We start from the raw sequence: 327 nt of genomic DNA, 5'->3' as shown, positions 1-327 counted from the left end.
TTGTGAAGCCGTTCATCCCCGAGGAGCTGCTGGCCCGGCTGGCGCGCCTGATCGCGCGGAAGAAACGCTGATGCGGCAAAGCCGGCGCGCAGCCCTTGCCGCATGCATGTTCCTGGCAATGGCCGCGCCTCCCGGTGTTTCATGGGCCCAGACGGTCGACGAGCTTTACGCGTCCGGCGTCAAGGCGAGGCAGGCCCAGCATTTCGACGAGGCGGCGGATCTGCTCAAGCGCGCGTTGGCGCTGAAGCCCGACAATGCCGATGCCCTGGTGCAGCTCGGCTTTGTCGAGCTCGGCCGCAACGATCTGCCGGCCGCGCGCGACGCCTT

General features: G+C 67.9%; 1 protein-coding gene. It reads left to right on the top strand.

Features of this window, described 5'->3' with window-relative positions; translation table 11 throughout:
- Positions 1-118: 118 nt before the first annotated feature.
- Positions 119-327: tetratricopeptide repeat protein (locus tag EN869_RS33895; RefSeq protein WP_245519978.1), on the top strand; the 209-nt coding region annotated here is incomplete at its 3' end.

The sequence above is a fragment of the Mesorhizobium sp. M2D.F.Ca.ET.226.01.1.1 genome (assembly GCF_004022705.2).
GTDB lineage: Bacteria > Pseudomonadota > Alphaproteobacteria > Rhizobiales > Rhizobiaceae > Mesorhizobium.
This window is presented reverse-complemented; position numbering and strand designations above follow the sequence as displayed.